Below are 22,105 nucleotides of genomic sequence, written 5' to 3'. Positions count from 1 at the left end.
ATCCGGTGACATCGTCCTCGTCGGCAGAGCGAATGCAGGGCAGCGAGCAGGCGTCGACACGCAGCACAGCAAACTCGGATGAGGACGCCGCTCTCATCCCCGAGCTGCGCAAGCAGCTTAATGCGGTGGTCTCCATTACGAGTTCGCGCACGGGCCGGCCGCACGGCGCTATTCATAATGAAGCGCGGCGAGCCTGCGGCGGCCCACCCACGGCATTGTGTTCGGCGGAACAGCTGCGGGCGCGTATTAATTTCTTGCGCCAGTGGTAATCCCCGTTCAGCTGGAGCCCGCTGGGCCCGAGTGTGGAGCTGCGATTAATGTGAATATGCCATCGCGATGCTGAGGCAATGATAAACTTTTGCAGATAACAGTGCCCTAGGTGGAATAGTTTCTCAGAAGTACTCCCGTCGCTAGGGCCGCATACAGTCTGGAAGGACAACACTCATATGACAGACAACAACGATCGCAACTCCAACAACGCTTGGCAGGATGGCGAGTGGCCGAATAACCAGCCACAGCACCGGATGCCGAATTCGAGTGACTCCTTCTCTGGGGATGTGCAGAACTCCGGCCAGACGGACCAGAGTGGCTATCCCAGTGGCTATCCCACGCAGGGCAGTTATCCCGGCCCGGGCGGCTACCCCAATCAGGGCGCGTATCCCAATCAGGGTGGGTACTCTGACCAGGGCGCTCACCCCGGCGGCCACTACGGCTATCCCGTGGAGCAGGTAAACAAGATCGCTCCGTGGGCACTGGGCGTGTCCATCGCGGCCGTGGTTCTCGCGGCCACCGTCGTTGGTCTAGTGGTTGCGCCATTCCTCGCCATTGCCGGCATCGTGCTGGGCATTATCGCGTGGGTGAAGGGCCGCAAGATGCAGGGGCCGAAGCGCCGCGTGACCATGTCCATCATTTCGGTGGTCATCTCCGTGCTGCTGCTGGTCATTGTCGCCGTGATCACGATCTTCTTCGGTACCCTCCTCAGCGGTGTTGTGGAAGAATGCCAGAATGTTCCCGAGGATCAGATGGAAACCTGTATCGAGAACTACATGAATCAATAATCACGTAAAGCAGCCGCGTGAGTCCGTCTCACGCGGCTTTTCTTATTTCCAAACCCCCCATCTTCGAGGAAGTAGAAAGAGCGTCACCAGCGATGAGTACCCCGACTACTGCGGCGTCCTCTCCGACAGATCCACCCCTGCGCAGCGCGGCGACAGTGCGCATGCTCGCCCCCGATCTCGCCCGGGGATTCACCCTTTTAGGCATTGCGATCGCGAACCTCACCACCACGTGGCTTGCTGGACCTGCTCGGGCCAACGTCCAAGAACTCGGGGGAGTGGTGGATGGCTCTACGGCGGATAAGGTCGCTGTGGTCGCTGGATCCATGTTGGCCCACGTGCGCGGATTGCCGATGTTTTCCACCATGCTGGGATTCGGCGTCGGTCTGATCGCCATGTCTTTGGCTCGACGACGCTACCCACTTGGCGCAGCCCGCAGAACCATCGCGATGCGCTATGTGTGGCTCGCTATCTTCGGCGCCGTGCATATGGTGTTTCTCTACTTCGGCGACATCATGGTCTTTTATGGCATAGGCGGGGCATTGCTGGCATTGATGATTAACTTCCGGGATAAAACCCTGCTCATTATCGCCGGGGTGTTATCGGCAATGTGGATGATAGGCAATCTGATTATCGCCATTGTCTTAATGATTGCCGATTCCCAGTTTGATCTCTTCGGCCCCGAGACCACGGCATCGGGTGGAATGCCGCTCGCCTCGAACTTCCTCGACAGCTATCTTTCTCAGCTCGGCGGCGGCGCGCTATTCCTGGTGCTGCAGCCGCTGAACCTGGGTACCGAGATCCCCATGCTCTTTCCCTTGATGCTGCTCGGATTCGTCTGGGCACGCCGCGGGGTGCTCACCCATCCAGAGGAGCACCGGCGCACGCTCTGGATAGCGGCGGCTGCGGGCATCGCGGTGATGCTTGCGGTGGGGCTGCCTATGGGGCTCAACGCGATCGGCGTAGTGGGCAACGAGGAGAGTCTCGCGACGTGGATGGTGCTCAACACTGGCTTTGGTGTGATCACCGGACCGGGCATCGTGGCGATTATCGTTCTCGCCTGCGCCCCGATACAGCGCCGAATCACGGAAAAGACGGCGCAGGGCATGAGCTATGAGCGCGCACTACCGGTGTGGATCGCGCCAGTGGTGGCACTGGGGCAGCGTTCGATGTCCGGATATGTGGCCCAGTCCCTCCTCGCTACCATCTTCGTCGCCTCTTATGGGCTGGGCTGGGGGCAGAGCGACGGTGCCGCCGTGGCCACCAGCTTGGCGGCGGCGATCTGGGCGGTGACGGTCCTTGGAGCCTATGCGCTGCAGCTCATGGGGCGCCGTGGCCCGCTCGAAACGCTGCACCGCCGCATGGCTTATGGCAAGCAGGGGTTGGCTGCAGACTATTGGGCCCGCCACCCGCAGCCTCATCCCGGCGTCCCGCCGCAGGGGGCGATGGCCGCTGGTAGCCCAGCAGCGCCTGGGCAGCAGCCACCGGCGCCACCGGTGCTGCCGCCACGTTTCAGCCACCAGTCCCAGACGCAGCCGGAGCAGCCCCGCAGCGACGCTGGGCAGCCAGAGAGGCGCGATTCGGGGCCAGCTACGCCCTAGTGTTATAAGCTTCGAACACACAACTACGGCCCCCGCTGCGTAGTAGCAGCAGGGGCCGTAGTCGTTGATCTTAGGCGGGCGTCTAGTCGAGGTAGTCGCGCAGGACCTGAGAGCGAGAGGGGTGGCGCAGCTTCGACATGGTCTTGGACTCGATCTGGCGGATGCGTTCGCGGGTCACGCCATAGACCTGGCCGATCTCGTCGAGGGTGCGCGGCATGCCATCGGTCAGCCCGAAGCGCAAGCGCACCACGCCGGCCTCACGCTCGGAGAGCGTGTGCAGCACGTCCTGCAGCTGGTCTTGCAGCAAGGTGAAGGACACCGCATCCACGGCTACGACCGCCTCGGAATCCTCGATGAAGTCACCGAGCTGGCTATCGCCCTCATCACCAATGGTCTGGTCCAGCGAGATCGGCTCGCGGGCGTACTGCTGGATCTCCATCACCTTGTCCTCGGTGATGTCCATTTCCTTCGCCAGCTCCTGCGGGGTAGGTTCGCGACCCAGATCCTGCAGCAGCTCACGCTGGATACGGCCCAGCTTGTTAATCACTTCCACCATGTGCACCGGGATACGGATGGTGCGGGCCTGATCGGCCATGGCGCGGGTAATGGCCTGCCGGATCCACCACGTGGCGTAGGTGGAGAACTTGTAGCCCTTGGTGTAGTCGAATTTTTCGACGGCGCGAATTAGGCCCAGGTTGCCTTCCTGGATGAGGTCCAAGAAGGCCATGCCGCGGCCGGTATAGCGCTTCGCCAAAGACACCACCAGGCGGAGGTTGGCCTCCAGCAGGTGGTTCTTGGCCTTGCGGCCATCGCGGGCAATGGAGCGCAGGTCGCGCTTCATAGCTGGGGTGAGCTTGGCGTCCTTATCGCCCTGGGCATAGGCCTCAGTCAGCTGCTCAAGACGGTGGGTGGCATAGAGACCGGCCTCGATGCGCTTGGCGAGCGAGACCTCCTGCTCGGCGTTGAGCAGCGCCACCTTACCGATCTGCTTCAGATAGGCGCGCACCGAGTCAGCCGAGGCGGTGAGCTCTGCATCCTTACGGGCCTGGCGCAGGGCTGCGGACTCGTCCTCATCCCACACCGAGGAGCCGTCATCTTCCTCGTCCTCGGCGCTGTCGTCCTCGGAGTCGGTATCGGTATCGGCGTCGGCGAAGGGCTCGTCGTCCTCGCTGGGGCTATCCGGATCGTAGTCCACATCGGCATCGTCGAGATCGGTGTCTACGTCCTGCTCGTGGAGCTGATCGTCCTCGAGATCCTCATCCACCACAACCTTTTCCGCAGCGGTGGCCTTGCGCGTCGACTTTTTCGCTGTTGGCTTGGTTGTCTTATTAGTTGTCTTCTTGGCCGTCTTTTTTGCGGTCTTCTTGGCCGTTTTCTTGGCGGTCTTCTTCGCGGCCTTGCGAGCGGTCTTTTTTGCGGTCTTTTTTGCGGTCTTCTTGGCTGCCTTCTTCGTCGCTTTCGCGGCGGTGGGGGCGTCCGTGGTCTCGCCGGCGGTCGAACTCGATGCGGGGGCGGTTGCCTTGCTACGTGTGGCTGTCGTGTCTGCTGGGGTCGAGGTGTCAGCGGTGCGGGCCGCGCGCGGGGCTGCCTTGCGTGCTGCCTTGCGTGCGACCTTCTTAGCGGTTGCCTTCTTCACAGTCGTGCCTCCCGTGGCATTATCACGCCCAGTTGTTGCTTTGGAACCAGCCTCGGCCGGAGTGCCGGTGTCCGAAGGATCAGTGGCTGCCACGTACGCCCTTTCTCGTCTGTCTCGCTCGTCTTGACACCTCGGAGATCTCCCCGAAGCGTGCGGTGTGTCGAGCGCTGTGTCTTCGTGTGCGGTTGTGCAGTGCCGGCGACGCCATGGGGTGGTGTCGCTGAATCACTAAGCAACGCAACCGCCGGTTTCGCCCTAGTGGCCAGCGAAAACGCTAGCCGGTAGTGCGTACCAGCGGCGCAAAGAGAGGCCGTGATTCGGCCTCGGTTAAGAACAACCGCCCAGTATATAGAAGTATCCCCACGTACTGCCACTAGCCCCACCCCCTAAGCGTGGTACTGGCGGGGCAGCGTGGGGAGCTACGCTTAAGGAGTGATGTTGTCCTCGGCCGCGAGGGCCGCGCCCACGATACCGGCTCGGTTACGCAGCTGGGCGGGGATCACGGGGGTGTTCACGGTCAATAGCGGCACCCATTTATCGGCCTTGCGGGAAATGCCACCGCCGACAATGAAGATGGACGGGTTGAGCAGGCGCTCGTACTCGTTGAGCACCTTGCTCACGCGCTTGCTCCACTTCTTATAGGACAATTCCTCCCGGTCCTTCGCCGCAGAGGAGGCGAGCTGCTCGGCTTCCTTCTTGCCCACGTTCATGTGCCCCAGCTCGGTGTTGGGGAAGAGCTTGCCGTCGACAAGCATGGCGGAGCCAATGCCGGTGCCGATGGTTAGCAGGATGGCGGCACCTTCGCGGGCGCGCTCATCGCCATAGCGCACCTCGGCCAGCCCGGCGGCGTCGGCGTCATTGAGTACCACGATCTGCTCGTTATCGATGTGGCGGGAGAAAAGATCCGAGACGTCCGTGTTGATCCACGAGGGATCGATATTGGCGGCGGACAGCGCCACCTGATTTTTCACGATGGCAGGAACGGTAATTCCCACCGGCCCGGTCCACTCGAAGTGGGCGACGATCTCGGCGACAACCTCGGCCACTGCCTCCGGAGTTGCTGGCTGCGGAGTCGCTATTTTGAGGCGATCGCCAATAAATTCACCCGTGTCAAGGTCAACCTTGGCGCCTTTCACGCCCGAGCCGCCGATGTCAATACCAAAACCTGTGCGCGTCATAGCCACCATCTTACAAAACGGCTCCCATGCTGCAGCGGTGGTCACCCTTCTACCGCAGCCGCTCTGCCAGCGCTTCTGCCCGCCGCGCGCCGAATCTCCACGGCCGTGTGGACGAGGCGAGATTCTCTTAGCCACCGCAGCGCTCACTCACGGCCTGAGCCGCCAGGGCGCCCGAGGTGCACAATAGAGACCATGACTGCCACATCGCACACCTTAAGTACTGATACTGTTCACGAGCTGCGCCGCACCGCGATCACCGTGGCCTATGAGGCCCGCGAGGTGATTATGCGCACCCGAGCCGAGTTCGGCGGAGATCTCCGGGCGGTTACCCGCACCAAGTCCTCGGCCGTGGATCCGGTGACGATCGTGGACGAGACAAGCGAAGAGTTCATTGCCACCCGCTTGGAGCAGTTGCGCCCAGGCGATGGCCTCATCGGCGAGGAAGGCGCCCAAAAACGCAGCGCCACGGGGGTGGTGTGGATTGTCGATCCCATCGACGGCACCGTGAACTTCCTTTACAACCTGCCGCAGTACGCGGTGTCCATTGCCGCCGCCATCGATGGTGAGGTGGTGGCTGGGGCCGTGCTCAACGTGGCGACTGGGGCATGCGCAAGCGCCGGGGTGGGGCTCGGTGCTGAGATGCGTGACGACGCCACCTCGCAGCACCCTCGCCCGCTGCAGTGCGGGGATAGCGCCCATCTGGCCACCGCGCTGGTAGCCACCGGGTTTTCCTATTCCGCCGAGCGCCGTGCCGAACAAGCCGCGGTGTTGGCCACTCTGCTACCGCAGGTGCGCGATATTCGCCGCATGGGCTCGGCCGCCTTGGACCTGGTGGCCGTCGCCGCGGGCACGGTTGATGCCTACTATGAGCGCGGTTTGAATGCCTGGGACTATGCGGCCGGCATGCTCATCGCGCGGGAGGCGGGTGCCACGGTGGACTGTCCGCCGCTGTCTACCTCTAGCGCCGATAACGCACTAGTTCTTGCGGCCCAGCCGGGCGTTGCGGCTCAATTAGCGGGGGTGGTCGACGCCGCCAAGAATGAGCGGTGAGCTGCTGAATCTGTGCTCAGCTACGGAAACGGGGGTGGGGTGTGCCGAATGTGTCCGAGTGGGAAGGTGACAAAGCTCAGTATGTGTTTTAGTATGCGCGTCGATAGCGAGTTCACCACCTGTTCACCCCTTCAAACGCGTATGGAACTCGCCAGAAGTGTGACCTGACCGTCTAGCCCGAGACACACAAGGAAGTTTCCCATGGCTACTGATTACGACGCTCCACGCGGCCGAGTTGAAGACGAGCTTGACGCGGATTCTTTGGAAAGCCTGAAGGCCGCCGCTGATACCAGCTCCTCGAATATTGATGATGATGGCGAGATCGTGGAGCCCTTTGAGCTTCCGGCACTGGATCTGTCCGGCGAAGAGCTCAACGTGGACGTCAAGCCTCGTCAGGAAAACGAGTTCACCTGCGGGAGCTGCTTTCTCGTGCAGAAGCGCAACCGTATGTCTCACGTGGAGTCCGATGGCTCCGAAATCTGTCTCGACTGCGCCTAGCACGGAGAGAGCCAGCAGGGATGCGTCGATAAGCACCGCCCTGTATCGACAACAAACGCCGGCGATGAGAATCTTTCATCGTCGGCGTTATGCGTGCTGCGGACCTGGCGGTGCTAGCGCTGCCCGCGGCGTAGCGGCGCGGTGGCGGTCTCGGCCTGGTCCGGCACGAAGGCTTCGAGGACGGCGGCCGGGTCCTTGGAGCTGATGAGCCAGTAGGGGGTGGGATCGTCGCTATCATCCAGCACCAACATCACCATTTGGGGCACCCAGCCGTGGGAGACCAAATAGGCTGCCGGATCCAGCTGGCGGCCCATGGCGTTTTGCTTCGCGGAGGCGGGCACGGCCAAGGAGCGATCCACCACAGTGTGCGGCAGGGAAGCACCATCAGTGCTGAGCCACCGCACCCCATCGGCGTCTTCTTCCACCACCACGATGGTCGAGGAGATCCACCACAGGTACCAGATCACTGCGGCACCCAGAATGATCTCGGGGATGATGAACCACCAGACATTGCGGTTGAACATCAACTGCAGGCAGAACACTGTCACCATCGTGAGTGCAAGGACCCACCAGTACCACGGAACCCATTGCCGTTCGCGGTAGAGGGTCGCGGCGCGCTTCTCCGTAGACGTAGTCACATCCTTAGAGTGTAGTGCAGTTATCACCACGTCCAACTTAGCCTCACCACTCATAATTTCCTCTCAGTATGTACTCAGTATTTCCTACGCTGCGGTGGCGCTGAGCTGCGCCCAAGGCTCATGCTGCGCCGCTGATCACGGTCCTTAACGTCCGCGGCTAGGTGCTAGAGCCGCGGTCCATCGACCCGCTGCCTCTTCGGGTGTTCAGGGACGGAAGGACTAGGCTGTGTGCTGTGTTTAAGATCAAGCGACTGGATCCCGACTTGCCCTTGCCCACTCGAGCCCACCGCGGCGACGCTGGGGTGGATCTCTATGCAGCAGACTCTCTCACCCTGGCGCCAGGGGAGCGCGCGCTCATCGCCACCGGCATCGCTCTGGCGCTGCCGCTGGGATATGTGGGGCTAATTCATCCGCGCTCTGGACTCGGTGCGAAACATGGCATCTCCGTGGTCAATACCCCAGGCACTATCGACGCAGACTATCGCGGCGAAATCAAGGTCTGCCTGATTAATCACGATCCCCACGAGAGTTTTGCGGTCACCCGCGGGATGCGCATCGCCCAGCTGGTGATTCAAAAGGTCGAGCTGGTGGATTTCGAGGAAGTGGAGGAACTCGACGACACCGTTCGTGGCACCGGCGGCTATGGTTCGACAGGGCTGAATTAAATAGTAGGCTCGGCAAAAGTAGTACCCCTATAGCAAGAGACCCGAATAAACGTTAGGTAGTGACGCCCATGTGGCCATTTGGCAAGAAGAACGAAGAGAAGCACGCAGCAGCTGAGGAGACGGAGGCCCACGCCACCGCCACCGAGCAGCCCGACGGCGCCTATGGTGACTCCGCGGTTGATTCCGATAGCAGTGCCACCGGCGAAGAGTATGGCCCCTTCGATGGCCAGAGTGTCGATATCGAGGAATTCGACTTCTCTGATTTCTCTGTGGGCACCTTGGATCTGGGTTCGATGAAGATCGCCCTGCCCAAGCCCAGCCAAGTGCAGGTGGAGATGGGGGAGAACGGCCCCCGCATGCTCCACATCGTTACCGAGCACGGCCGCATCACCCCGGTGGGCTTTGCCGCCGCCGCATCCCAGCCCCAGTGGCCCACTGTGATCGATGAGATCCGCGCCGGAATGGAAAACGATGGACTCGCGGTGCACGCCGAGGACGGCCCGTGGGGTACCGAGCTCGTCGGTGTGACCGACCAGGCCCAGATCCGCATGATCGGCTGCGATGGCCCCCGCTGGATGCTGCGCACCACGCTCGTCGGCCCCAAGGATCGCGCCGATGATCTGCGCGATCTCGCCCGTGATGTGCTCGCCCGCACCTTCGTTTATCGCGGCGATCAGCCGATGATGGCCGGCACCTCTTTGCCCGTCGTGCTGCCGGAGCAGCTCGTCGCCCAGGTACAAGACGCCATGGTCAAGCGTAAGAATGACGCCCAGCAGGCGCAGCAGCAGAACCAGCAGCGGCAGGCAGCCCAGGCGCTGGCGCAATACAACATGGCCCAGCAGAACAGCGGTGCCGCCCAACAGCCCCAACAGGCGCAGCCGCAGCAGCCCGCTGCGGGCGGCGAGCCGCAGGTGCCCTCCCCCGAGGAGTCTGAGCCCGGTAGCGGTGTGCAGCAGATCAAAGAGCTGAACAAGGATAACTAGGTTCTTATAGTGCTCGACGTGCTTAAAGGCTCCCGCGTGAGCGTGCAGGTAATGCGCATGGCCCATGGCGGCGAAGCGATCGCTCAGCTCTGCGACGCAGACGATGATCACCGCATCGTCTTCGTTCGCGATAGCGTGATCGGCGATGAGCTCGAGGTAGAGATCACCCAGGCGAAAAAACGCTTCCTGCGGGCGCGCGTGCTGCAGGTGCTTAACCCTGGGCCGGACCGGGTGGAGGCCCGCTGTCCCGCGGCCGCTCAGGGCGGCGGTTGCTGCGACTTCGCCTATCTCGACCCCGCCGTGGAGGCGGAGACCAAAACCGGCATTGTGCTTGAGCAGCTGCGCCGGCTGGCGAAACTCGACGCCCCAGAGCAGGTCACCACCATCGATCTGGGGATGGATACTAGCTGGCGCATCCGCGCCCGGCTCGGCGTGGACCGCCACGGCCGCATCGGCGTGCGCCGCCGCGGCTCCCACGAGGTGGTGCACGATCACCGCTGCTCGGCTTTTGCGCCGCAGCTTCACGACGCGATCTCCGCGCTCACCGCGCCCCGAGCCAGAGAGCTCAGTGTCTGCCTCGATAGCGCGGGGCAGGTGCACGCGATGGCGAAAGGGCGGGTGCTGCTGGGCAGTGGCCAGGCTCAAGAAACCATCGGCGGGAGGACATTCACCCTCCCCGCCGACGCCTTCTGGCAAGCCCACCAGCGGGCGCCAGAGACCTATCAGCGCCTCATCGCCGAGGCCCTCGCCGATATCGGCGGAGACGTCGCGTGGGATCTCTACGGCGGTGTTGGTCTCTTTGTGGATCCACTCCGCGGTGACTCCGGGCGCGAGGTGCACTCGGTCGAGCTCGCCGAGCATGCCGCCGAATGCGGTCGGCGTGCCTTCTCCCAAGACGCGGGCGTGCATTTTCACCATCGTGATTGCGCCGAGGCCGTCACCACCGCGGGCGTGCTGCCCGATCCCGATGTGGTGGTGCTTGATCCGCCCCGCATCGGCGCGGCAGAGGCAGTGATCACCGGCACGGCCGCCCGCCGCCCCCGAGCTGTGGTGCATATCGGCTGTGACCCCGCTACCTTCGCCCGCGACCTCGCGCGATGGGCCGAGCGCGGCTATAGCGTGGAGCAGCTCAGCGTGGTGGATGCCTTCCCCGGCTCCCACCATTGCGAGAGCATCGCACTGCTGCGCCCCGCCGCAGCGGAGAGCGACACCATCGGGCGTGACTCCGCACGCTAAAGGCACGCGGCTACCGCTCGGCAACCCGAGCGGAGCTGCCTAGTACAATAGACAGGAATGAAACCGCGGCCTTGCGGCCCGCGCGTGAGTTCGCGTATGTTCACCGCACCATGAGCCCCGCCGAGGGCACCATGTGAGCCTCGCGGACGTGGAAGCACACTGTGGGCACCTTCGCTGTGCCACGGCCGAACACGGCGCCGAGATCTTTTGAAAGGAAGACCGATCCATGGGGTTCTTGGAACACATCTCGACTCCGGATGACGTCAAGGCATTAACCATCGCCGGCCAAAAGGCGCTGGCGCGCGAGATTCGGGAATTCCTGATCCAGCACGTCTCCCAAACCGGCGGCCATCTTGGGCCCAATCTCGGCGTGGTGGAGCTGACCATCGGTTTGCACTATGTATTCGACTCGCCGCACGACCCGCTCATCTTCGATACCTCGCACCAGTCCTATGTGCACAAGATGTTCACTGGGCGCCGCGATGATTTCGACACCCTGCGCCAAAAGGGTGGTCTCTCCGGCTACACCGATCGCGGAGAATCCGAGCACGACTGGACCGAATCCTCCCACGCCTCGGCATCGATTTCCGTGGCCGATGGCCTCTCCAAGGCCTTCACCCTGCAGGGAGACACGGACCGCTGTGTAGTCGCCGTCGTTGGCGATGGCGCGCTTACCGGCGGCATGTGCTGGGAAGCATTGAACAACGTCGCCGCGGATAATGACCGCAACCTAGTGATCGTGGTCAATGACAACGGCCGCAGCTATTCACCCACCATCGGCGGCTTCGCCAATAATCTCGCCGAACTGCGCATGCAGCCCTTCTATGATCGCGTCATGGAACAGGGCAAATCCACCCTGAAGAACATGGGCTGGGTGGGCCGCCGCGCCTTTACCACCATGCACGCCGTCAAGGAGGGGCTCAAGGACGCCGTGCTGCCCACCGTGCTCTTTCCCGAAATGGGAATCAAATATGTGGGTCCTGTGGACGGCCACGATCAAGAGCAGGTGAACTCCGCGCTGAAATACGCCAAGGAGTACGACAAGCCGGTGATCGTGCACATGGTCACGGAAAAGGGCCGCGGCTATGCGCCCGCCGAAGCCAACGTGGCCGATCTCATGCACTCCACCGGCGCCATCGACCCCACCACGGGCGAGCCATTGGCTAAATCCGCGCCGGGCTGGACCAAGATCTTTAGCGAAGAATTGATCAAGGCCGGCCAAGAGCGCACCGATATTGTGGCCATCACCGCCGCTATGGCGGGGCCCACCGGCTTGGCCGAATTCGGCGAGATGTTCCCCGATCGTTTCTTTGATGTGGGTATCGCCGAGCAGCATGCCACCACCTCCGCAGCGGGGCTGGCGCTCGGTGGGACACACCCGGTGGTAGCCATCTATTCCACCTTCCTCAACCGGGCGTTCGATCAGCTCCTGATGGATGTGGCGCTGCTGAAGCAGCCCGCCACCTTTGTGCTCGACCGGGCGGGAGTGACCGGCTCGGACGGGCCCAGCCACAATGGCGTGTGGGACATGGCAGTCACCGGCATCGTCCCAGGGCTGAGGCTCGCCGCGCCCCGTGACGCGCAGCAGCTGCGCGAGCAATTCCGCGAGGCCCTCGCTATCAGCGACGGCCCCACCGTGGTGCGTTTCCCCAAGGGGGCGCGCCCACCGCAGCTCGACGCCGTCGGCACGCTCAGCGATGGGGTAGATGTACTGCGCTATCACGACGATGAGCACAACGACGCCCCCAAGGTGCTGTTCATCGCCGTGGGCCCGATGGCCCATGCGGCCCTCGACGCCGCCCGTGCCCTCGAGGAGGAAGGGGTATCGACCATGGTGGTCGACCCGCGCTGGGTGATCCCCGTGCCGGCCTCGCTCATCGGGCTGGCCGCCGATCACGACCTCGTGGTCACTATCGAAGACGGTGTGGTCCACGGTGGAGTGGGATCCAGCGTCGCCCAGGCCCTCAACGCCGCCGAGGTGGATGTGCCCACCCGGCACGCGGCCGTACCGCAGCGCTTCTTGTTGCATGCCTCCCGTAACGAAATCATGGAGGAGATCGGCCTCGATGCCAACGGCATCGCCGCCTCCACCCGTGGCTGGCTCGACGGCATTGGCGCCACCGTGAGCGGCGCGGAGAACCCCGGATCGGACACCGACGTAGACGCCGACTCCGCCGACAGCTAGCCCACCCCCACGCGGGGCGCTTATCACTTTCTCCGCACGCCACCTATACTGTGAGCTCGTGGCTGAGAAAGAAAACTCTGAATTAAAAAAACGGCAGCTCAAAGAGCATAATCAGGCGGAGCACGCCCGTGGCGGGGAAAGTCTCGAAGAAGAGATCATCGACGCCTATGTCGATGCCGCCGCCACGGGCGCGGAACGCCTGCAGCGCTCCTGGCGGGTGATGACAGCCACGGGTTTATTGGGTGGTGTCGAGATCACCTTCGGTGTGCTGGCCTACCTGCTGACCTTGCATGAAACGGGCAGTCACTTATTGGCGGCCTTGGCCTTCTCCATCGGCTTTGTGGCCCTGCTCTTGGCCCACTCTGATCTGTTCACCGAAGGCTTCTACTATCCCGTCGTGGCCGTCGCCGCCGGCAAGGGCAGCTGGTGGGAGGTGCTGCGCATGTGGTCGATCACCCTGGTGACCAACTTCTTAGGCGGTGCCTTCTCCATTTGGTTGGTGCAGCTGGCCCTGCCGGAATTGCACGGCACCATGGCCGAGAGCGCGCACAGCTTCCTCGAAACCGGACTGAGTGTGCAGGGAGTGGCCTTGGCATTTCTTGCCGGCGGGGCTATCACCTTGATGACGCGCATGCAGGTGGGTTCCCAAGACGGCGCCACCACGATTGCCGCCGCTGTCGCCGGCGCTTTCCTCCTTGCCGGTCCGCCGCTCTTTCACTCGGTCTTGGATTCCATCATCATCTTTGGCGCGATCTTCTCCGGCGCACCGGAGGTGAGCTTCCTCGCCTGGCTCGGCTGGGTGTGGTGGGTGATCCCGCTCAACGTGCTCGGCGGTCTCATGCTCACCACCATGCCGCGCGTCCTGCGCGGCTGGCGCGCTGGCGCAGCCGATCAGTCCTAAGCCGGGCCGGCCGTAACTAGTAGTTGCTCGAGGCCTGGAGGTGCCGGTGGAATACGGCGCGGGTGAGCTCCTGCTGCCAGGGGCGCACCCCGAAGCGCTGATAGTCCGCATCTAGGATGGAATCATCGAGGGGGCCGATATTCACGCTGTGCGCGACGATCTTTTTCATCGCGCGGGCGTCGATAAGCAGACTCCGATCGAGGTGCAACTCCTGGCCCAGATCGTCGAGATCCTCGCGCACGGCCTGCAGGCTCGCCCTGTAGAGGGGATCACTTTTTTTCACCCAATACTCGGGAGGGCGGGGGCCATCGCTGGGGCGCTGCGGCCAGCTGTCCTTCTTCATAGAGCGGGCACGGCCGAGCCCCATGCTGAGCTCATCAATTAACTCCATGCGTACCCGCTGGGGGAGATCTTTGAGCCGCCGCTGCGGCTGCACCGCATCCTTCAGCTCTTTTTTGCTGCGCGGTTGGCGCCGCGCCAGATCCAGCACGAGCTGATTGGCGAGCACCTTAAAGGGCGGCAGATCGTGCTTTTTCGCAATGGTGCGCCGCGCCAGCCAGATTTCGCGCACATAGGCGAGCTGTTTGCGGCTGCGGACCTTGCCCACGCCCTTGACCTCGGTCCAGTTGGGGGAGGGGGAATCGACATCGCATAACTCGAGCATGTGGGCGCACTCTTGGGCCATCCACTCGCTCTTTCCGGCCTCCTTAAGCTGCAGTGCTTGGGCCTGCGCAAGCTCAATGAGCAGCTCGACATCGAGTGCTGCGTAGTTACGCCACGAGGAAGGCAAAGGCCAGCGTGACCAATTTTCTCGACCATGTCCCTTGGCAAGAGAAATGCCGAGGAAGTGCTCGAGAGAGGAGGAGAGATTAGGTTTGTCCAGGCCGAGCAAACGCGAAGCGATCTCGGTGTCGATGAGCCCGCGGGGATATACCCCCAGTTCGCGCAGCATGGGCAGATCATTGTGGGCGGCGTGCAGAATCCACGTTTCTGGGTTGAGCACGGGGCCAAGAATGCGCGCGACCTCGCGGCGGTGGCGCTCGGGTGCGATGAGGAATGTTCCCGCTCCCGCGCGGCGCAGCTGCAGCAGAAAAATACGATCGTCGAAGCGATAGGTTTGGGCCCGCTCGGTGTCTACAGCGATGGGGCCGGAACCGGCAGCCAGGTCAGTCGCGGCGTGCTGAAATTCAGTGGGCGTGGAGAGAACAGGGGGCAGGCCGTCTCGTGGCTCGTCAAGCTGCACTGTGCTTCCTGAGGTTGGCGTCGATAAGCAAAGTGAGCCGCACCAGCGGCTAAGGCATGGCTGGCTCCAGAAGCATTCTAGTGCTAGCGCAGCGTGCGGACTCCCTCGGGTGGCAGTCCAGCCACGAGGGCGAGCACATTGGCAAAGGCCCGCACGTGATCGCTGAGGTCCTGATCCAGTGCCGTCCACGAGGCGCGCATCTCCAGCTGGAAGGAGCGGGGAGAGCCGCCGATATCACCGAAACGCACAGAGGCGGTGGAGGTCACCGTGCCGCCCACATCAGTGATGGAGGCGCCGGAGTCGTCGAGGCCCTCGGAGAGCCACTGCCACGCCACCTCGGGAAGAAGCGGATCGTTGGCCACGGCATCGTCCATATCGGCCTGAATATAGGCCACCAGCCGCATATTGCCGTTCCAGCCATCCTCCGAGTTGGGATCGTAGAGCACGATCAAGCGGCCAAAGGCGTCGCCCTCGGACTCGGTGGGAATAGGCTCGTTCTCGCGAAGGGGATGTTCGACCTCCAGCCCGATCGCATGGGAATACGGCGCGAGCTTTTGGGGTGGGCGAATCGTGCCCAGAGAAATCTCCGGCCGCAGCGACACGCTATGCAGCGACTCCACAGCCGCAGCAAATTCCTGCGGGTAGCCCTGCGAGGACGTCCTATTCGGGGCGGATGCCAGGGTTGCGTCAGATTCCTTCACGTGATCCAAGCTAGCTTCTGCACGCGGGGCCGCGCGGGAGGCGCGCCGAGCCTTCTCATCGCTCTCCACGGCCGCTATGCATGCTTATCGACGCCATCTCGCCGCCACCTCGGCGCTACCCTCGGGGCACTGAACGCGGGGTGGGTATGGCTAAACTGCGTGGAGGTTAGCTAGACTTTGCACAGTCAGCAATCGCGTGGATAGTCCACTCTCAGATATGCAGGGAATCCCGTGGTTTCCCCCCACGCGACCAGTACTTTTCTCAACAGAGTGAAAAGAGGTCTTTTTCGTGAGTGAACGGCCAGATTACGCCAAGCTCAACTCCATCCAGCGCTACACCCAGTGGGCGGTATTCCGAGCCATTCCGGGCGCCCTCGGTTCCGAGCGCGAGGAAGTGATCGCCGAAGCCCGCCAGTTCTTCGCCAGCATTGACGACGGCGATCAGCTGGTCGTGCGCGGTATCTATGACATCAGCGGTATTCAGGCCGATGCCGACTTCATGATTTGGTGGCACGCCGAGGAGTACCAGCAGCTGCAGGAGGCCTATAACCGCTTCCGCCGTGAGACCACGCTGGGTCAGCTCACTGAGGTGGTGTGGACCGGCAACGGCATGCACCGCCCAGCGGAGTTCAATAAGTCCCACCTGCCCAGCTTCATCATGGGCGAGGAGCCAGGCGACTGGATCACCGTCTACCCCTTCGTGCGTTCCTATGACTGGTACATCATGGACGAGTCCAAGCGGCGCAAGATCCTCGCCGAGCACGGCATGGCGGGGCGTGACTACCCGGATGTGCGAGCCAACACCATGCCGGCCTTCGCTCTCGGCGATTATGAGTGGGTGCTCGCCTTCGAAGGCCCCGAGCTGCACCGTCTGGTGGACCTCATGCATCGCATGCGCTACACCCAGGCCCGCCTGCACGTGCGCGAAGAAACCCCCTTCTTCACCGGCCGTCGCGTCTCCGATATCGAAGAGATCGTGAGCATGCTGCCCTAATGCGCAGCGATGCGGCTATGCCCGCATAACTAACCGGCGCCCAGCGGTGCGAGATGATGTCTCGCCGCTGGTCGCCGGTGTCTATTCTGCTGTGCCTGCGCTAGGCCTCGGGATCACTTTCGAGAGTGAGGCAGATGGAGTTGATGCAGTAGCGCAGATCGGTCGGCGTGTCATAGCCCTCGCCGGCAAAGACGTGGCCGAGGTGGGAATGGCAGTTGGCGCAGAGCACCTCGGTGCGCACCCGGCCGAGGCTATGGTCCTCGCGTTCGATGATGCGCTCCCCAGCGAGCGGGGAGAAGAAGGAGGGCCAGCCACAGTGCGACTGGAATTTCTCCGTCGAGCGAAATAGCTCGGTGCCGCAGGCTTTACAGGAATACACCCCGGCCGTGGTTGTATCGGTGTATTCGCCCACATGGGGAGCTTCGGTGCCGGCCATGCGCAGCACACGGAACTCCTCGGGGTTGAGGCGGCGCTTCCATTCGCTGTCGCTGAGTTCGCGATAATCCGTCATTGTGTCTGTTCCTCTCGGTGGGCGATACTCGGCCCAGGCTGTGTATGGGTGCGGTGTGGGGCGTCGGAGTGGCTGCTGGCGTGGGCGCTGTGGGCCGCGGGGACGAAGGTGGGGTCTCCCAGCCGGCCGGCGAGTGCCGCGGCCCGATCGGGCTCCCAGAATAGCCAGCTCACCGCGGTGGTGGCAATGACCACAATGAGCAGCACCCAGCCGGCGTAGCCGATGGTGGTGCCGACCAGATAGCCCCAGAGGGAGACGCCGAGATCATCGGTGCGGAAGTGGAAGTAGAACAGGAACATCGCCAAGATAGTCAGCGGATTGTGCAGCATGCTGCGGTGCATGCCGGCGGTGGCGACGAGCGGCAGCAGCAGGATCGAGTAATACATCTGCCCCAGCGAGGACAGCACGAACACCCCGACGAGCAGCAGGGAGCCGGTGGTGAGCAGCCACACCACCTGATTGCTGCTGCGGATTGCGAGCAGGGCGATCAATCCGGCACCGACAAAGGCGGCGAGCAGCAGCCATAGCGCCATGGCCACGGTGGGGTGCACTCCGAAGTAGAGGGTTAGCCCGCGCAGGGAGGCATTGGCGTAGTCACGCACCTGGCTGAGATAGGGCACGACCACGGAGAAATACTCGCCGGCTCCTGTGACGATGCGCATGGCGATGAGATTCGCGATCACCGGCACACCCACCGCGCCGATCAGGCTCGGCCAGTGACTACGCAATAGCACCACAGGAATGAAGATCAGGGGTGCGAAGAGGGGTTTAATCACGATGGCCAGTCCGAGAACCAGGCCCGCCGCCCAGGGCTTGGAGGCGTGGGTGAGGGCGTAGAAGCTCACCAGCGCCAATAGCAGCAGCCCGTTGATATTGGAGAACAACAGGGTGTTGATCACGGACTCGGTACAAAAGGCCAGGGAGATGGCCAGTGGCAGCCACGGGGTGCGGATCGAGCGACCGGTAAGGCGGAAGAGCAGCACGATCGCGGCGATAATGGCCACGGCATTGGCGCAGATAAAGAGCATGCGCGCGGTGGTCCAATCCGTGGACCAGCCGAGCGGGGAGAGGATGAGCGTGGCCCCGGGGTTATAGAGGTAGTGCGGGTCCACGGTGGAGTAATCCTCGCTATAGACGTTCACTCCGTCGAGGTGGCGTCGAATAGCGAAATAGACGGTGGAGAAATCATCGGCGCGGCCGCCGGCAGCGGCCTGGATGGCCACGCGGTAGGCGATGATCACGAGCGCGATCGGCCACAGCGCGATCATCAGGCCACGATGCTGGAGGGAATTGGGTGCGATCACTCCAGTGAGTGTAATCGCTTCGCCTCGCGGTATTTGCTGCGGCACACCCAGTGGCTACGAGACTGTGGTCATCACAGCAACCACTGCTGGGCTAGGTGCGTGGCAGCCGGTAGCGGGTGAAAAGATAGCCCTCTTCATCGTGGTGCACGGCATCTAGCTGCAGCCGGGTGGAGGCAGCGGGATAGCTAAACAGCGGCTGATCCATGGGGGTGATCACCGGGGCGAGGCTTAAGTGCAGGTAATCGATCAGCCCTTGGGCAAGCACATGGCCGTAGACGCTGGGGCCGCCCTCAATACTGATGCGGTGATAGCCACGCTCCCGCAGCGCCGTAATGGCGTGGTCGATGGAGAGATCCTCAAGCAATAACAGCTCAGCACCCGCGGCCGCGAACTCGGCTGAGGCGTGCGCATTGTCTGCGCCGGTAATCACAATGGGGGCGGTGCCGCTGTCGCGAAAGAAGCGGGAGGTGGTGTCCATCTCTGCCGAGCCGGTGAGTACCACCAGCGGGGGAGTCTCCGCCTGCCCCAGGGCGCGGCGGTGCTGGCGCTGCTGGGGATCAAGCTGTACCCCGCCGTAGTTTTCGGCGCGGACCGTGCCGGCGCCAACGAGTACCACATCGGCCCAGGCACGCAGCGTGCTGAGCACTCGGGTGTCGTTGGCATTGCCCAGGGAGCCGGAGGTTCCCTCGAGCGTGGCGGAACCATTGAGCGAGGAGACGCAGACAGCGCGGATCTCGGGCTGCGAGGGCGGGCACTCGGCGCCAAGGATCTCACTGCGGGTGAGGGGAGTGGGGGCCATAACGGTCATTGTGCCACGCAGAGAAAACTCCCGCCCTCTCCGAGAAGGAGAAGACGGGAGTCTCTCAAGAGAGCGGATGACGGGACTCGAACCCGCGACCCTAACCTTGGCAAGGTTATGCGCTACCAGCTGCGCTACATCCGCATGCATACTGTTTTAAAGAACAATGCCTTGTTCTGCGTGCGCGATACTGGGATTGAACCAGTGACCTCTTCCGTGTCAGGGAAGCGCTCTCCCGCTGAGCTAAACGCGCTTAAGTGGAGGTGGAAACGGGAATCGAACCCGTGTACAAGGTTTTGCAGACCTTTGCCTCACCACTCGGCCATTCCACCGTGTCACTTAGTATTTACAACGATACACACCTTAAGTGTAAGGAGGACACCCCGAAGGGGTGGTGTATCCGAGCGGATGACGGGACTCGAACCCGCGACCCTAACCTTGGCAAGGTTATGCGCTACCAGCTGCGCTACATCCGCATGCATACTGTTTTAAAGAACAATGCCTTGTTCTGCGTGCGCGATACTGGGATTGAACCAGTGACCTCTTCCGTGTCAGGGAAGCGCTCTCCCGCTGAGCTAAACGCGCGTGCGCTGTTCAAATATGAGGCACATGACCGTGATCAGTGCTCATAAATGAACCAGAGCGGATGACGGGACTCGAACCCGCGACCCTAACCTTGGCAAGGTTATGCGCTACCAGCTGCGCTACATCCGCATTGCATCAACCACTCGATGGTTCTGCGTAAACAGTTCCTTGAGCTGTGGTGCGTTGAAAACAATAGCGTGAGAGCAAGTGAAATGACAAATCTGCATGTGACGCCGTGTTGGCCGCCATATGAACGCGGAGTGGCCACGGTGCTAAGGAAGTGACAGTGATGTGATTTAGCCGCAGGCTGGGGCTGGTCCGTAGGTGCGGGTTTCGCGGGCACGGGGGTCTCGCACCCCGCTCGCCGCCTAGTCCGTCGCCCAGTCCGCAGGGTGCAGGTGGGGCAGGGGGTGGATATGTCTTCTGCGGGCCACGGCTCCGCGCTGGGACGGGCTGTGCCGCGCTCTCGGGGCGGCATTTATGGTCCTGAACTGGTGATTAGTCCTCGCCGCGAATCTCGTGCTAGGTTATCTACTCGGAAGCGACGCACTGATTCTTTTCAGTTCTCGTCATTTCTGGTCCCATGGCTCAGTGGAAGAGCGTCCCGTTCACACCGGGAAGGTCGCTGGTTCGATCCCAGCTGGGACCACTTTTTTGTTTCTGGGGGTCTCCACGTCGGAGGCCCCCCAGTTCTGCTTTGTCCGGCCAGCGCGCTCAGGTGTGGGGCATTCCGGCGGGTGTGATGGCGTCGCTTTGTGTCGGCGGGCGGTCGCTGCGGTGGGGCGAGGCGGCCCACCACCTCTCCAGCTGTGGCATATGTCACGTGATGGATCGGGTGGGAACTATCGTGCGGGGATCTCCGACTGCTGTCATAGAGCCTGATGCCTTGGGGTATTGCAGAGTTCCTGCCGCAGGTGGTGGGGATAGGGGTGATGCCGAACTGAGGTGCAGGCTTAGTCTGATTCACGTCCTCAATCGCGGGTGGTGGCTAGGCGGCACGGCTAGTGCGCCATACTTGTCGTGGAAGCACAACAATGCAGTGTCGGCTCGAAGGAGAATGGTGTATGCGCAGAACCCGGGGACACACAGCCCGGCCCTCGCGGGCTAGGGCAGTACTGACCTCAGCGGGTATTGCGATTGCTGCTGTCGTCGCGGTGCTGAGCGCGCCGCTGGCTGCGGCGCATGACGTGGTGATTAACTCCACGCCTGGGGACGGCTCCACGGTGGAAGAATTTCCCGAGAAAATCGTGTTAGAATTTTCTGCTATCCCGCTCGATACCTTTAATCGAGTGGCAGTGAGTAATAGCGATTCCGGCGAGATTCTCTACCAAGGAGAGCCCGAGCTGGATCAGCAACTAGTCATCATCGACCTGCCCGAGGGGCTTGATCCCGGTGATGGAAACTATCTCGTCGGATTTCAAATTACCTCCTCCGACGGCCATGCCACCCGTGGTGGCACCACCTTCAGCGTGGATTCTGGTGAGGGCGGAACCGCCACGGCCACTGACGCTAGCTCGGATAATTCCGAGTCTTCCGAGGCAAACACGCTAGGCTCGGAGGAAGAATGCTCAGCTCCGACGATATTTATCGCCGGTGGCATAGTGCTACTGGTCGCAATCGTTGGGGCCATCCTGATGTTCGCCAAAAGAAAGGAATCATAGAAATGATTACCCGTAAATTCGCCACAGTTGCCGCAGCTCTACTCGCAACCGGCTCCCTGACCCTCGCTGCATGCTCCCCGGAGATGGAAAAAGACTCCGACATGCCGAAGGATCCCACCGATAACCCCTCGATGAGCTCCTCCGCTCCGGCAAGCACCGAGAGCAGCGAGACCTCTACCGAGGCCTCCTCCAAGGACGTCGAGTTCCAGAATGCCTACGTGAAGGCAAAGCCGGCAGATAAGAGCATGACCGCCGTCTTCGGCACCCTGGTGAATAACACCGATCAGGACATCCTGGTCACCTCCTTCACCACCTCCCTGGATGCACCGAAGAACGAGATCCACGAGGTAGCCGATGGTGTCATGCGTGAGCTCGAGGGTGGCCTGCCGATCCCCGCTAATGGCGAGGCTCCGCTGCAGCCGGGCGCTAATCACCTCATGATCATGGATTATGACAAGGCCATCAAGCCCGGTGACACCGTCTCCATTACCATTACCCTCGACGACGGCACTTCCTACACCTTCGACAAGGTCGAGGTTCGTGACATCGCCTCCGGCGAGGAGAGCTACGACGCCGATGGTGGCGTCCAGGGCCACAGCGGCATGGACCACGACCACATGGACCACGATCACGACCACTCCTAAGCATCGTCGCCGTCACCTCTTCCGCGGCGGAGCACTG

20 protein-coding genes, 7 tRNA genes and 1 pseudogene are annotated in these 22,105 nt (G+C 62.4%); 14 read left to right on the top strand and 14 right to left on the bottom strand.

The annotated features are described in order from the left end of the window. Positions 1–95: 95 nt before the first annotated feature. The 3 genes and pseudogenes from GBB14_RS10790 to GBB14_RS01290 all read left to right on the top strand — a co-directional run. Positions 96–269, top strand: a pseudogene (locus tag GBB14_RS10790) (ATP-dependent helicase); the annotation flags it as partial. 177 nt (positions 270–446) lie between these two features. Further along, positions 447–1,058: a hypothetical protein gene (locus tag GBB14_RS01295; RefSeq protein WP_151528625.1), complete on the top strand. Its 612-nt coding sequence runs from the start codon at positions 447–449 to the stop codon at positions 1,056–1,058. Positions 1,059–1,150: 92 nt separating this feature from the next. Next, the gene (locus GBB14_RS01290; RefSeq protein ID WP_151528626.1) at positions 1,151–2,656 is read left to right on the top strand and encodes a DUF418 domain-containing protein; all 1,506 of its coding nucleotides are present in this window, start codon (positions 1,151–1,153) and stop codon (positions 2,654–2,656) included. A gap of 82 nt (positions 2,657–2,738) precedes the next feature. Here the strand turns inward: GBB14_RS01290 and GBB14_RS01285 are convergent, their stop codons facing one another. Beyond that, on the bottom strand, positions 2,739–4,385 hold the full coding sequence (locus GBB14_RS01285; RefSeq protein ID WP_225976572.1) for an RNA polymerase sigma factor: 1,647 nt from the start codon (positions 4,383–4,385) through the stop codon (positions 2,739–2,741). A 332-nt stretch (positions 4,386–4,717) separates the two neighbouring features. After that, on the bottom strand, positions 4,718–5,470 hold the full coding sequence (gene ppgK / locus GBB14_RS01280; RefSeq protein WP_151528627.1) for a polyphosphate--glucose phosphotransferase: 753 nt from the start codon (positions 5,468–5,470) through the stop codon (positions 4,718–4,720). A 192-nt stretch (positions 5,471–5,662) separates the two neighbouring features. On the opposite strand from ppgK, the gene GBB14_RS01275 reads away from it, so the two are divergent. Together GBB14_RS01275 and GBB14_RS01270 are read left to right on the top strand one after the other, a co-directional pair. Then, positions 5,663–6,520: an inositol monophosphatase family protein gene (locus GBB14_RS01275; RefSeq protein WP_151528628.1), complete on the top strand. Its 858-nt coding sequence runs from the start codon at positions 5,663–5,665 to the stop codon at positions 6,518–6,520. Between the two features lie 201 nt (positions 6,521–6,721). Continuing rightward, positions 6,722–7,018 carry a DUF4193 domain-containing protein gene (locus GBB14_RS01270; protein ID WP_151528629.1) on the top strand — a complete coding sequence of 99 codons (297 nt, stop codon included), beginning with the start codon at positions 6,722–6,724 and terminating at the stop codon, positions 7,016–7,018. Positions 7,019–7,131: 113 nt separating this feature from the next. Here the strand turns inward: GBB14_RS01270 and GBB14_RS01265 are convergent, their stop codons facing one another. Continuing rightward, positions 7,132–7,710 (bottom strand): DUF3093 domain-containing protein, encoded by a 579-nt coding sequence (locus tag GBB14_RS01265; protein WP_151528630.1) that lies wholly within the window; start codon positions 7,708–7,710, stop codon positions 7,132–7,134. A 170-nt stretch (positions 7,711–7,880) separates the two neighbouring features. Between GBB14_RS01265 and dut the strand changes: the two genes are divergently transcribed. The 5 genes from dut (at position 7,881) to GBB14_RS01240 (ending at position 13,626) form a co-directional block, all read left to right on the top strand. Further along, a complete protein-coding gene (dut, locus tag GBB14_RS01260; RefSeq protein WP_370451574.1) occupies positions 7,881–8,321 on the top strand; it encodes a dUTP diphosphatase in 441 nt (146 codons plus the stop codon). A gap of 68 nt (positions 8,322–8,389) precedes the next feature. Next, complete coding sequence (locus GBB14_RS01255) at positions 8,390–9,304, top strand: DUF3710 domain-containing protein (RefSeq protein WP_151528631.1); 915 nt, start codon at positions 8,390–8,392, stop codon at positions 9,302–9,304. Between the two features lie 18 nt (positions 9,305–9,322). Further along, positions 9,323–10,540: a class I SAM-dependent RNA methyltransferase gene (locus GBB14_RS01250; RefSeq protein ID WP_225976571.1), complete on the top strand. Its 1,218-nt coding sequence runs from the start codon at positions 9,323–9,325 to the stop codon at positions 10,538–10,540. A 226-nt stretch (positions 10,541–10,766) separates the two neighbouring features. Further along, positions 10,767–12,725 carry a 1-deoxy-D-xylulose-5-phosphate synthase gene (gene dxs, locus GBB14_RS01245; protein ID WP_151528632.1) on the top strand — a complete coding sequence of 653 codons (1,959 nt, stop codon included), beginning with the start codon at positions 10,767–10,769 and terminating at the stop codon, positions 12,723–12,725. A 58-nt stretch (positions 12,726–12,783) separates the two neighbouring features. Further along, a complete protein-coding gene (locus GBB14_RS01240) occupies positions 12,784–13,626 on the top strand; it encodes a formate/nitrite transporter family protein (RefSeq protein WP_192796082.1) in 843 nt (280 codons plus the stop codon). A gap of 16 nt (positions 13,627–13,642) precedes the next feature. Here the strand turns inward: GBB14_RS01240 and GBB14_RS01235 are convergent, their stop codons facing one another. Beyond that, on the bottom strand, positions 13,643–14,869 hold the full coding sequence (locus GBB14_RS01235; RefSeq protein ID WP_192796081.1) for an HRDC domain-containing protein: 1,227 nt from the start codon (positions 14,867–14,869) through the stop codon (positions 13,643–13,645). Between the two features lie 83 nt (positions 14,870–14,952). After that, positions 14,953–15,570: a DUF3000 domain-containing protein gene (locus GBB14_RS01230; protein WP_192795872.1), complete on the bottom strand. Its 618-nt coding sequence runs from the start codon at positions 15,568–15,570 to the stop codon at positions 14,953–14,955. Positions 15,571–15,859: 289 nt separating this feature from the next. On the opposite strand from GBB14_RS01230, the gene hemQ reads away from it, so the two are divergent. Beyond that, positions 15,860–16,564 (top strand): hydrogen peroxide-dependent heme synthase, encoded by a 705-nt coding sequence (hemQ, locus tag GBB14_RS01225; protein WP_151528636.1) that lies wholly within the window; start codon positions 15,860–15,862, stop codon positions 16,562–16,564. Positions 16,565–16,664: 100 nt separating this feature from the next. On the opposite strand, the gene msrB is transcribed toward hemQ, so the two are convergent. The 9 genes from msrB to GBB14_RS01180 all read right to left on the bottom strand — a co-directional run bounded on the left by msrB (position 16,665) and on the right by GBB14_RS01180 (position 19,892). After that, positions 16,665–17,075: a peptide-methionine (R)-S-oxide reductase MsrB gene (gene msrB / locus GBB14_RS01220; RefSeq protein ID WP_151528637.1), complete on the bottom strand. Its 411-nt coding sequence runs from the start codon at positions 17,073–17,075 to the stop codon at positions 16,665–16,667. Then, on the bottom strand, positions 17,072–18,379 hold the full coding sequence (locus tag GBB14_RS01215; RefSeq protein ID WP_151528638.1) for a glycosyltransferase family 87 protein: 1,308 nt from the start codon (positions 18,377–18,379) through the stop codon (positions 17,072–17,074). The genes msrB and GBB14_RS01215 overlap by 4 nt, the downstream gene beginning before the upstream one ends. A 91-nt stretch (positions 18,380–18,470) precedes the next feature. Further along, positions 18,471–19,178 (bottom strand): pyrimidine reductase family protein, encoded by a 708-nt coding sequence (locus GBB14_RS01210; RefSeq protein WP_192796080.1) that lies wholly within the window; start codon positions 19,176–19,178, stop codon positions 18,471–18,473. A gap of 71 nt (positions 19,179–19,249) precedes the next feature. Next, a tRNA-Gly gene (locus GBB14_RS01205) sits at positions 19,250–19,322 on the bottom strand. Positions 19,323–19,359: 37 nt separating this feature from the next. Continuing rightward, a tRNA-Val gene (locus tag GBB14_RS01200) sits at positions 19,360–19,431 on the bottom strand. Positions 19,432–19,436: 5 nt separating this feature from the next. After that, positions 19,437–19,510: transfer RNA gene (locus tag GBB14_RS01195), tRNA-Cys, on the bottom strand. A gap of 71 nt (positions 19,511–19,581) precedes the next feature. Beyond that, positions 19,582–19,654, bottom strand: a tRNA-Gly gene (locus GBB14_RS01190). Between the two features lie 37 nt (positions 19,655–19,691). Further along, positions 19,692–19,763 (bottom strand) — tRNA-Val (locus tag GBB14_RS01185). A gap of 56 nt (positions 19,764–19,819) precedes the next feature. Then, positions 19,820–19,892 (bottom strand) — tRNA-Gly (locus tag GBB14_RS01180). A 448-nt stretch (positions 19,893–20,340) separates the two neighbouring features. On the opposite strand from GBB14_RS01180, the gene GBB14_RS01175 reads away from it, so the two are divergent. From GBB14_RS01175 to GBB14_RS01165, 3 genes are all read left to right on the top strand, one after another. Continuing rightward, positions 20,341–20,412 (top strand) — tRNA-Val (locus GBB14_RS01175). A 415-nt stretch (positions 20,413–20,827) separates the two neighbouring features. After that, entirely contained in the window at positions 20,828–21,424 is a 597-nt protein-coding gene (locus tag GBB14_RS01170; RefSeq protein WP_151528640.1) for a copper resistance CopC family protein, read from the top strand. A 2-nt stretch (positions 21,425–21,426) separates the two neighbouring features. Further along, positions 21,427–22,068 carry a copper chaperone PCu(A)C gene (locus GBB14_RS01165; protein WP_151528641.1) on the top strand — a complete coding sequence of 214 codons (642 nt, stop codon included), beginning with the start codon at positions 21,427–21,429 and terminating at the stop codon, positions 22,066–22,068. The last annotated feature ends 37 nt before the right edge of the window (positions 22,069–22,105 follow it).

Origin of the sequence: Corynebacterium sp. 51B, from assembly GCF_008930785.1 — a bacterium.
Taxonomy (GTDB): Bacteria; Actinomycetota; Actinomycetes; order Mycobacteriales; family Mycobacteriaceae; genus Corynebacterium; species Corynebacterium megadyptis.
This window is presented reverse-complemented; position numbering and strand designations above follow the sequence as displayed.

What these genes read in the sequence shown, in the direction of transcription:
- GBB14_RS01170 (WP_151528640.1), top strand. Translation starts at nt 20,828, where the DNA reads ATGCGCAGAACCCGGGGACACACAGCCCGGCCCTCGCGGGCTAGGGCA.
- GBB14_RS01265 (WP_151528630.1), bottom strand. Translation starts at nt 7,710, where the DNA reads ATGAGTGGTGAGGCTAAGTTGGACGTGGTGATAACTGCACTACACTCT.
- msrB (WP_151528637.1), bottom strand. Translation starts at nt 17,075, where the DNA reads ATGACGGATTATCGCGAACTCAGCGACAGCGAATGGAAGCGCCGCCTC.
- GBB14_RS01270 (WP_151528629.1), top strand. Translation starts at nt 6,722, where the DNA reads ATGGCTACTGATTACGACGCTCCACGCGGCCGAGTTGAAGACGAGCTT.
- GBB14_RS01290 (WP_151528626.1), top strand. Translation starts at nt 1,151, where the DNA reads ATGAGTACCCCGACTACTGCGGCGTCCTCTCCGACAGATCCACCCCTG.
- dxs (WP_151528632.1), top strand. Translation starts at nt 10,767, where the DNA reads ATGGGGTTCTTGGAACACATCTCGACTCCGGATGACGTCAAGGCATTA.
- GBB14_RS01275 (WP_151528628.1), top strand. Translation starts at nt 5,663, where the DNA reads ATGACTGCCACATCGCACACCTTAAGTACTGATACTGTTCACGAGCTG.
- ppgK (WP_151528627.1), bottom strand. Translation starts at nt 5,470, where the DNA reads ATGACGCGCACAGGTTTTGGTATTGACATCGGCGGCTCGGGCGTGAAA.
- GBB14_RS01165 (WP_151528641.1), top strand. Translation starts at nt 21,427, where the DNA reads ATGATTACCCGTAAATTCGCCACAGTTGCCGCAGCTCTACTCGCAACC.
- GBB14_RS01295 (WP_151528625.1), top strand. Translation starts at nt 447, where the DNA reads ATGACAGACAACAACGATCGCAACTCCAACAACGCTTGGCAGGATGGC.
- GBB14_RS01210 (WP_192796080.1), bottom strand. Translation starts at nt 19,178, where the DNA reads ATGGCCCCCACTCCCCTCACCCGCAGTGAGATCCTTGGCGCCGAGTGC.
- GBB14_RS01255 (WP_151528631.1), top strand. Translation starts at nt 8,390, where the DNA reads ATGTGGCCATTTGGCAAGAAGAACGAAGAGAAGCACGCAGCAGCTGAG.